An 8326-nucleotide genomic window follows, 5' to 3' on the forward strand; every position below is an offset into this window, starting at 1 on the left:
CGGTGTCGTCGGCCCTGAACGGGCCGCCGTGTCCGGGCACGATGAGGTCCGCCGCTGTCAGCACCCGGAGCCGGGAGGCGCGCAACACCTCGCGGTCCGGGGCCACGGGGTCGTCCGCCGGGCCTTCCGCGTGCCACCACAGGTCACCGGCGAAGGCGACCACGCCCGAGTCCGTGCCCGCCAGCAGTGTGATGTCCTCAGCGCTGTGGCCCGGGGTGCGGATCAGCCGCAGCGAGGGGGTCAGTTCGTAGCCCTCCGCATCCCGGTTTCTCCACTGATCGCCAAGGTACTCCACCTTGTGATCGTGAACCCGGGCCCGCCCGAACAGGCCCACGTTCATGGTGTTGTCCGGGTGGTGATGGCTGAGCACCACATCGGTGACGTCGTCGGGTTCGAGGCCCAGCTCGGCGAGCGGGGCGAGAATGCGGTCGCGATTCGACACCATGCCCGGGTCGAAGATCACATGCCGGCCGGCGTCGGCTATGTAGGAGACGGTGGCGGCGACGCCGGGACCGGTGGAGCCGACGTATCCAGTGGTCAGGATCGTGTACACGGCGCTGCGGCCGAGCGGTGCGTCTGTCATGGCCTCAATCCTTCCGGGCGGGCCGGTAGTTCACGAGTGGCACGGCTGCCGCTGATCGCAGGATTCGTGCCACACTGCGCCTATGCCTCCCTTCGTGTCCGTCGCCGCGTACGCCCCGACCGGGGTCGGCATGCTCGCCGTCGGCATCGTCACCGAGGTCTTCGGCCCGCGCGGGGCGGAGTTGCCCGGCTTCGACTTCGCCCTGTGTACCGACCGGCCCGGTCCGGTCCCCACCGACCTCGGCGTGCCGCTCACCATCACTCACGGTCTGGAGCGGCTGGCCTCGGCCGATCTCGTGATCGCCCTGCCGTGGGCCGGCTTCCGCACGCCACCCGCTCCCGCTGTGCTCGATGCGCTGTCGGCCGCACACGAGCGCGGTTCACTGGTCGCTGCCCACTGTGTCGGCACTTTCGCGCTCGCCGCGGCAGGACTGCTCGACGGCCGCCGGGCCACCACCCACTGGCGGTTCGCCGAGTTGCTCACCCGCCGCCACCCCGCAGTCCTCGTCGAGCCCGACGCCCTCTACATCGACGAAGGGCTCATCCTCACGGGCGCGGGAGCCGCCGCGGGCTTCGATCTCTGTCTCCACCTGCTGAGGCGGGAGTACGGAGCCGCGGTGGCCAATGCTGTCGCCCGGGACGTGGTGCTGCCCTCCCACCGCGACGGCGGGCAGGCGCAGTACCTGGCGGCCCCCGTCCCCGAAGACTGCCGCGACGAGCGTCTCGCCGAGGTGCTCGCGTGGGCCCGCGAGAACCTTCACGAGCCGCTTCCCGTCGCGGAACTGGCCCGGCGTGCCTTGATGAGCAAACGCTCCTTCGCCCGCCGCTTCGCCGCCGCGACCGGCACCACTCCCCACGCCTGGCTGCGGAGCCTGCGTCTGAGCAGCGCCGAGGAGCTTCTGGAGACGACGGACCTGCCGGTCGAGGAGATCGCCCACCGCGTCGGATACGGAAGCGCGGCCATCCTGCGGGAACAGTTCGTGCGCCGCCGGGGGGTGCCACCGCGCTCATACCGCCGCTCCTTCACGAACGTGCCGTAACGAGCGATCAAATCGAGGCAGGCGAGCCGACGCCGCTCCCGGACAAGTCGCCTCAGCTGTGCGAACCGCCTCCGGTTCCAAGGCGCACGGCGTGACGAGGTCATCCATGGGCGCGCTGTGCCACCGCACCGTCAGCGGCTCGACGGCCTGTGTACGGACGCCCTGTGTCACCGAACCCCCGAACTCTCCGGCCTGCCGCGTCTGGCTCTGCCCTTCGCGGACCGGGAGGACGCCTCGTCCGGCTCGGTCAGGGCCTCTGACCAGCGGGCAGTCTTCGGTGAGACGAATACGCGTTCGCCGAGGTTCGGTGCCACCGGGCAGCTTTGCGCTGGTCAGGATCAGAGCATGAGGAGCAGGCGGGTGTTCGGTACGAGCTTCCGGTTCACGCTCGTGCTCTGCACGAAGATCGTGAAGTCGGGGTTGTGGTCCGGCTTGACGCGTACTTCCACATCCGGCAGCCCGAGAAGTGCCCGCGCCTCGGGGCCCGTGTACACACGGTCCGTCTTCTTCTCCAGCACCGCGATCTGCTTCCGCGCCTGTATCTTCTCCGACTTGCTCAGCTGGTAGAAAGCACCACCGGTACGGTAGGCATGGCCGCACTCGATGACCCACTCCCGGATCGCCGCGTCCCGGGCGACCGGGATCAGCTGGTACCCCGACGGCTTCACCGGAGTGAGGCCAGCCGCCTTGATGGTGTCCTTGTTGACCGCGTCCGCACCCGTGGAGAAGACCGCCCGCGATCCCCGGATGCCCCGGGCGCGGCCGACCATGAACTTCTCGGTGGCCTGCTGGATGACCTGCCCGGCTTCCTCCAGACCCTGGGTGCTCGTGGCGTCCCAGATGGCGATGTTGTCCTTCGGGAATCCGCATTGCATGGCCTCGCGCTTGCCCATCTGGTCCGGCACGAGGACAGCCAGCGTCCAGTTGTCCTCCTGCGCCGCGATCATCTCGGCCACGGCCTTCACCAGGGCGCGCGGATCCCTGGACGGGGCATCCGGGCTGCGATGGCTCGCGTTCTCCTGCCCGTCGGTGAGCACGAACGTCAGGAAGCTGTGGTCGCCGTACAGCTGAGCGGTCTGCGCCAGCTCCCGCTGGGACTTCAGCGCCGCCGCGAGCAGAGCCGTCATTCCTCCGACCCGGTACAACTGCTTCAGCGACGGCATCCGCAGCACGTCCTTGTCGTAGATAACACACTCCACCTTGTCGGCGAAGACGTACACCGTGACGCGGGTCTCCTGGTCCAGTTCCCGCGATCGGCGGGCAAGATAGGCGATCTGCTGGTCGGCGACTTCGACGACCTTGTGGCTCAGCTGCGCCATGGACGAACTGGCATCCAGCACGAGAGCGACGTGGTTGATGTAGTTCTGATTTCCGGACATGGCAACTCCCCCTCGTTTCCGACTCGATGCTCCTACCGTCTCACCCGCCACTGACAATCGGCCTTGCCTCCCAAGGAGCCCCCAGATCAGGGGGCAGCGGTCCCGGTCCGTCGCCGCTGCGCTGTCCCCGCTGCCGTCCCGTCCACACCGGCGAGGGGCCCGGCGTGTGCCCCTCGGCAGCAGGCTGCTGCCGCCCACTCCGCCGGTCCGAGCTTCAACGGCCCGGCACTACCCCGCGATTGCTTCTGGAGGGACGGCCCGGGACCTGGCCGGCCGGTGTTTGCTAGGCCAAGAGGTCGCCTTCACTGAATGGCTGGGCACGTTTCCTGGCGTCAGAGGTTTGATCATGCGGACCTGAGTCTCGGCCGAACGGTCAGGTGGTCTTCTTCTGAAGGAGTCGTCACATGCGCTACCTCGCCTCAGCCGCCCTGAACCGTTCCGACTTCTCTGCCGCTCCGTTGTGAGCCATCAGAGAGTTCTGAGATTCGGGCAGCGAGACCGGTGAGTTGTTCCTGCGCCATGTTCCAGGGTGGGCTACGACGTACCTCGCTGCGGGTCATTGCGTGGAGCGAGGTGCTCATTTGGGCGAGTTGTCCGCTGGGCAGAGCACGGCGGGTGTGCTGGGTCCCGGTGCGTTGGCAGTTGGCGCCGCCGCGGTCGGAGCGGGAGAGGATCTTTTCGGGCATGACGGGTTGCTCCGGGTTCTTGGGGAGCTTGCCTCGATGCGTCGGGATGGTTGTGGAGTTCCCTGCCCGGTGCCGATACGGACGACTGAGATGTCCCAGCCTTGTGCGATGAGTTGTTGTCCCGGGATCCGTGGGTCGCCCAGTCTTTCGTTGGACAGGCCGGGCCAGACGCCTTTGCGTTGTTCGGTGAATACGATAATGGGATAGCGCTGGGTAAGGGCGGCGAGGTCCCGGTCTACGAAGTCACAGACGTTCGCATCCGTCCCCTGAGCGGAGCGACACGTTTCGAGATTGAACGCAATGTCTCGTCGGCTCGATATAAAGGGCAGGATTCGACCAGCGAGAGGATCGTCGGTGGCCCGTTGCGATAGCACGTCACACGTCATCAGTCGAAAACTCTACCGACGGGGGTCCTGGATTTGCCAGGTGATTGTCGGAGCGATGGCCATCATGCTGTTTCCAGCCGCTTCGTCGGCGTTTGCGGCGACAATCACCACTCCGGGGCCGCTCACGAACATCACTATCAGTGAGCAGCTCAACTGCTATGTCATGCATGCGGGAGACACCGAGCAGTCCTGGTACGGCGACATCACCGAAAGCGCCTGCGGTACTTTCATCGCCCTGAACGGGACCTTGTTCGGACCGGATGAGGTGGCCGCCGGGGACAGCGCCAGCCCCAGAACGCCTTACACCCCCGTCAGTCAGTCCGCGGTGACCGGCTCAGGTACCGTGGCGGATCCGTACCGAGTGGTGACGGTGGTGACCGCCGGGACAGGTCTGACACTCACCCAGACCGATACCTACGTCGTCGGCCGGGAGACCTACGAGACATCCGTTGTGATCCGCAACGAAACCGGTGCGCCGCAGACGGGCAATATCTACACGGCCGGGGACTGCTTCCTGCAAGACAGCGACGACAGCTACGGCCGTGTGGTCGGGACGGCTCCAGCCTGCAGTGCCACGCCAGACGCCGATGGGCGTGTCGTCGGACTGCTGCCTCGCACCGCTGGAAACGCCTACATCGAAGACGAATACGACACGGTGTGGAGCCAGATCGGTTCCCAGCAGCCCTTCCCGAACACCTGCAGGTGTGCTGACTTCGTCGACAGCGGCGTCGGCATCAGCTGGCCGGTGAGCATTGCTGACGGCGCGAGCGCCACCTACGAGTGGTCGACGGTGTTCTCTCCCGAAGGGGCCTTCCCGCTGGCTGTCACGGCTACCGCCGCCTCGCCCCAATCGGAGGCCGGGGGTACGAACGGTTACACGGTCACGGTCGACAACCCCAACGGCTCTGACGCTACGGTCGCCACGATCTCGGTGGAACTTCCTGCCGGGTTCTCGTACCTGCCTGGAACGACCACGGGGGTCACTTCCGGCGACCCGGTCATCTCCGGTTCCACCCTGACTTGGCAAGGGCCGTTCGTGCTGCCTGCCAACGGAGCGGTGAGCCTCACTTTCGGGGTCACCGTGACCAGCGAGCCAGGCACATACACCATCGATGTCGAAGCCACCTCGCCTGACGCGGAGGTGACGCCGTCGGTCGACACGGCCCCGATCGTGGTTCTCGCCGGCCCTCCAAGGGCGGAATGCCCCGAGGACAGCGTCATTACCGGCGGCGGATTCGAAATCGACGGCCCCACACCGAACGACTTCACCAGTAAGCCGGTCGACGACGCCTGGGAAGTCAACGGAACGAACGGCACCGCCCAGCCGATCTCCCTCACCCCCTACGCGGTCTGCGCAGAAACCCCCTGACTCACGCACCCTTGCGTTCCAGCGGGAATCCTTCCCGCGAATACCGCCGCGTCCCTTCCCGGCGCGCTTCACCACGGGTCGGGGCGGGATGCGGCTGTGCCCTGGCACGGCAGGGCCACACCAGGGCACGAGGTGGGCGGCGTCAGGTCGTGAGAGCCATGGCCGGACCGCCACCGGAAGGGTCGAGATGTTCGGGGTCGAGGTCGACTGTCACTGGCTGGGTTTCCCTGTCGACGGTGAAGACCGTGGCCCATGAGGTGGGGTTCCGCTGGATCGCGAGGGCTTTGCGGGCTGCGTCGACCGGGTCGGATGCCTCCAGGTCGACCTCTGAACGGGGTGCTTCACTCCGGTCGAAGCCATAGGTGGATGGCGGCCACGGTGACCGTTCCGTGGAAGACGTAGGCCCTCTTGTCGTAGCGCGTGGCGATGGCGCGGAAGTTCCTGAGCCGGTTGACGGTCCGCTCAACTTCGTTGCGGCGGCGGTAGATCGCCTTGTCGAACCCTGTGGTCCGACCGCCTCGGCTGCCGCGGCGCCGGCGGTTGGCCCGCGGTGTGGACGCCCACGTAATTCCCCAGCCTGAAGTTCACGATCTTCCCCCAGGGGAATCCCGGAGGGAGCATCGCGGTCACCGCCTCAGCGTGACGGTGAACACCGGGCCCGTCCCTGCCCCATGGCTCAACTGGACACGCTGATAGAACCCCGTCATGACGTACCGACTCACCGCTCGCGCCGCCCGGCAACGCCGGCAAGCCCCCTGCCGAGCGGATGCTGGGGCGAATGGAGCACCTGCGCCGCAGCCTCGCCTTCGGAGGGCCGGACTCGGAGGGTCGAACCAGGGCGCCGGGACCCGTCAACTCGAAGGACCGCTTCGCCGCAATCCCTGCCACCACCACCGCCGCGCAGGGCGAGCGGCCGCCGGGCCCAGCTGAAGACGGGATGGTGCTTTGTCCTCCATCGGCCTCGGCAGGAACAGCTCCAGCCGCACTCGCTCGGCGGCCACTACCTCCTGCTGCTCGTTGTACCTGACAGTCAGGGAGAAGTCGTGGATGGCGGAGCGGTCCGAGGCGATCGTGACGAGGAAGCGGTCGGCCTCGCCGCTCTGCACGAACTGGGAGAGGGGTACCGCGACCCTGTAGTCACTGCGGGTGGAGGGAAGGACCGTCGAGTATTGGTGAGCGGGCGGCAGGTAGCCCCCAATCCTGGGCGAGCCGTCGTCGGTCAGGTCCAGGCGGCCCCGTACCAGGTTCGCCGCACGGACCAGAGCGCCGTCCGGGCCCGGGTGGGTGTATTCGAGCCGCCCCAGGACGAAAGCCTCGCCCCGCTCGGCGAAGGGGCCGAGGGCGGCGTCCAGCAGCGCCCGGCTTCGGGCCGAATGCCGCGCCGGGCCAGCCAGACTGCTGACTGCCGCCGGGTCGGCGCCGCAGGACCGTAGCGCGTCAGCCACCGGCCAATGCGCGCGGCGTCGCCCTGCCCGCCCCCTGCCCTCGACGAGATCGGTGGAGCGCAGCACGAACGGACCACCGAACCGCCGGGCCGTCGTTCCCGGGGTGGCGAAGAGCGAGAAGGTGAGGGTGCAGTCCTCCATCTGTCCCCAACCATCGTTCCGGAGAAAGATGTTCAAGTCTTTATAGAGGAGGATCGGTACAGCTCGCAGGTCCGGCTTGGAGGACCTGACCTGCAGGACCGCCTCGTGGAGCAGCACCGCTTCCGCGGTGTTGTTGACCACCTTGACATCCAGGACTGGCCACCGGTGGAACCCGGGGCGGCCTTCCAGCAGTCTGCCCGCTCGCAGGCGGCCCAGGTAGTCGTCGGCCGGGCGGATCTCTGTGTTCTCCACCTGTCCTGATATCTCGTAGGACATCGCGAACGCGGGGGCCCCGTCCGGGGTGACACCCAGGACCATGGTCGGCCGGGTGGGCCTGGGCGGGTCGGGTGTGAGGTGGATGCCACCGTGGACCGTGGTGGCGTTGATGGTGAAGGGGCCGGTGGTCCCGGAGCGGTTCAGCCCTGTGTCCGCTCCGGCTGGGTAGGGGAGTTGATCACGGCGCCTCCGTTGATCACCCCGGCGGCGATCGAGCCCGGCATGCTGCGGATCTCGACGTCACCGCCCACGGACAGGCTGCCGTCGCCGCTGGAGGTGTTGACGTTGCCGGACGGGGTGCCGGCCAGCAGCGCCCTCAGCTCTTCCGCCGCCCGCTCGCGCTGGGCAGCGTCCTGCACTGCCCCCAGCGCGGCCTCGAATCGGGCCCTCCAGAGGGCCTCGTGGTACGCGGCGACCTCGGTGAGTTGGTCGGGCACTGCCTGCTCGAGCGACCGTGCGGTCTCGTCGAGGAGTTCGAGCTCGCCAGGCACCCGCGACTCGTCCGAGCGGCCGAACCATTCGGCGACCCGCGCCCTCATCCCGTTCCACGCATCGGTGGCAGCGGCCTGCACCACCGCCGCACCTCCGGCTGCGGCCAACGCCGCCAGAGCCTCCGTCAGCATCATTCCCCCTTCGAGTCATCCGATCGGCTGCGTACAGACGGATCATAGGACGGCTCGCTCCGCTAACTTCCTGTTTCCATCGGCTGGTTGGTGGCCTGAGCGGCTTCATTCGGGGAGGCAGTCACTAGGCGCGACGGCGGCGCCAAGTCGTGGGAATCGGTCTTGGATGGGATACCTCGACTTCCTCGCGCTCGTGTTGGCCGAGGAACTCGCCATCCGTGACGACCACCGTTTCCGCCAGGGGCCGGGGGCGGGACGCGGCAGGAGGTGGCGCAGGTTCTGTGCGCGCGGCCCGTACCGCCCCCGACAACAGGGCGCATACCCCGCACCCGTCGTGAGACGCCGTCAGTTTCAGCCCCCGTGCGCGCCCCCGTTTTCAGACCCGCCTGGGTCCCCACC

At 67.8% G+C, this 8326-nt stretch carries 7 protein-coding genes and 1 pseudogene; 2 read left to right on the forward strand and 6 right to left on the reverse strand.

Features of this window, described 5'->3' with window-relative positions; translation table 11 throughout:
- Positions 1-583, reverse strand: a 583-nt coding sequence (locus ACFWI9_RS31335) for an MBL fold metallo-hydrolase (RefSeq protein ID WP_387167792.1), incomplete at its 3' end; no start/stop codon positions are given.
- An 82-nt stretch (positions 584-665) separates the two neighbouring features.
- Here ACFWI9_RS31335 and ACFWI9_RS31340 point away from each other — a divergent pair.
- The gene (locus ACFWI9_RS31340; RefSeq protein ID WP_387167795.1) at positions 666-1622 is read left to right on the forward strand and encodes a GlxA family transcriptional regulator; all 957 of its coding nucleotides are present in this window, start codon (positions 666-668) and stop codon (positions 1620-1622) included.
- 338 nt (positions 1623-1960) lie between these two features.
- Here the strand turns inward: ACFWI9_RS31340 and ACFWI9_RS31345 are convergent, their stop codons facing one another.
- Together ACFWI9_RS31345 and ACFWI9_RS31350 are read right to left on the reverse strand one after the other, a co-directional pair.
- Positions 1961-3001, reverse strand: coding sequence for a vWA domain-containing protein (locus ACFWI9_RS31345; RefSeq protein WP_387167798.1), 1041 nt, complete (start codon positions 2999-3001; stop codon positions 1961-1963).
- A 577-nt stretch (positions 3002-3578) separates the two neighbouring features.
- On the reverse strand, positions 3579-4073 hold the full coding sequence (locus tag ACFWI9_RS31350; protein WP_387167801.1) for an RNaseH domain-containing protein: 495 nt from the start codon (positions 4071-4073) through the stop codon (positions 3579-3581).
- Between the two features lie 55 nt (positions 4074-4128).
- On the opposite strand from ACFWI9_RS31350, the gene ACFWI9_RS31355 reads away from it, so the two are divergent.
- Positions 4129-5442: a hypothetical protein gene (locus ACFWI9_RS31355; RefSeq protein WP_387167804.1), complete on the forward strand. Its 1314-nt coding sequence runs from the start codon at positions 4129-4131 to the stop codon at positions 5440-5442.
- A 341-nt stretch (positions 5443-5783) separates the two neighbouring features.
- On the opposite strand, the pseudogene ACFWI9_RS31360 reads toward ACFWI9_RS31355, so the two are convergent.
- The 3 genes and pseudogenes from ACFWI9_RS31360 to ACFWI9_RS31370 all read right to left on the reverse strand — a co-directional run.
- Positions 5784-5990 (reverse strand): annotated as a pseudogene (locus ACFWI9_RS31360) (IS5/IS1182 family transposase); the annotation flags it as partial.
- Positions 5991-6293: 303 nt separating this feature from the next.
- Positions 6294-7346: a hypothetical protein gene (locus ACFWI9_RS31365; RefSeq protein ID WP_387167807.1), complete on the reverse strand. Its 1053-nt coding sequence runs from the start codon at positions 7344-7346 to the stop codon at positions 6294-6296.
- A 98-nt stretch (positions 7347-7444) separates the two neighbouring features.
- Positions 7445-7930, reverse strand: coding sequence for a hypothetical protein (locus tag ACFWI9_RS31370; RefSeq protein ID WP_387167810.1), 486 nt, complete (start codon positions 7928-7930; stop codon positions 7445-7447).
- Between the last annotated feature and the right edge of the window lie 396 nt (positions 7931-8326).

Origin of the sequence: Streptomyces sp. NPDC127084 (assembly GCF_042724175.1) — a bacterium.
In the GTDB taxonomy this organism is placed as follows: domain Bacteria; phylum Actinomycetota; class Actinomycetes; order Streptomycetales; family Streptomycetaceae; genus Streptomyces.

Bases quoted from the DNA above. Each gene is read 5' to 3' on its own strand.
- ACFWI9_RS31340 (WP_387167795.1), top strand. From the start codon at position 666: ATGCCTCCCTTCGTGTCCGTCGCCGCGTACGCCCCGACCGGGGTCGGC.
- ACFWI9_RS31345 (WP_387167798.1), bottom strand. From the start codon at position 3,001: ATGTCCGGAAATCAGAACTACATCAACCACGTCGCTCTCGTGCTGGAT.
- ACFWI9_RS31350 (WP_387167801.1), bottom strand. From the start codon at position 4,073: ATGACGTGTGACGTGCTATCGCAACGGGCCACCGACGATCCTCTCGCT.
- ACFWI9_RS31355 (WP_387167804.1), top strand. From the start codon at position 4,129: ATGGCCATCATGCTGTTTCCAGCCGCTTCGTCGGCGTTTGCGGCGACA.
- ACFWI9_RS31365 (WP_387167807.1), bottom strand. From the start codon at position 7,346: ATGGTCCTGGGTGTCACCCCGGACGGGGCCCCCGCGTTCGCGATGTCC.
- ACFWI9_RS31370 (WP_387167810.1), bottom strand. From the start codon at position 7,930: ATGATGCTGACGGAGGCTCTGGCGGCGTTGGCCGCAGCCGGAGGTGCG.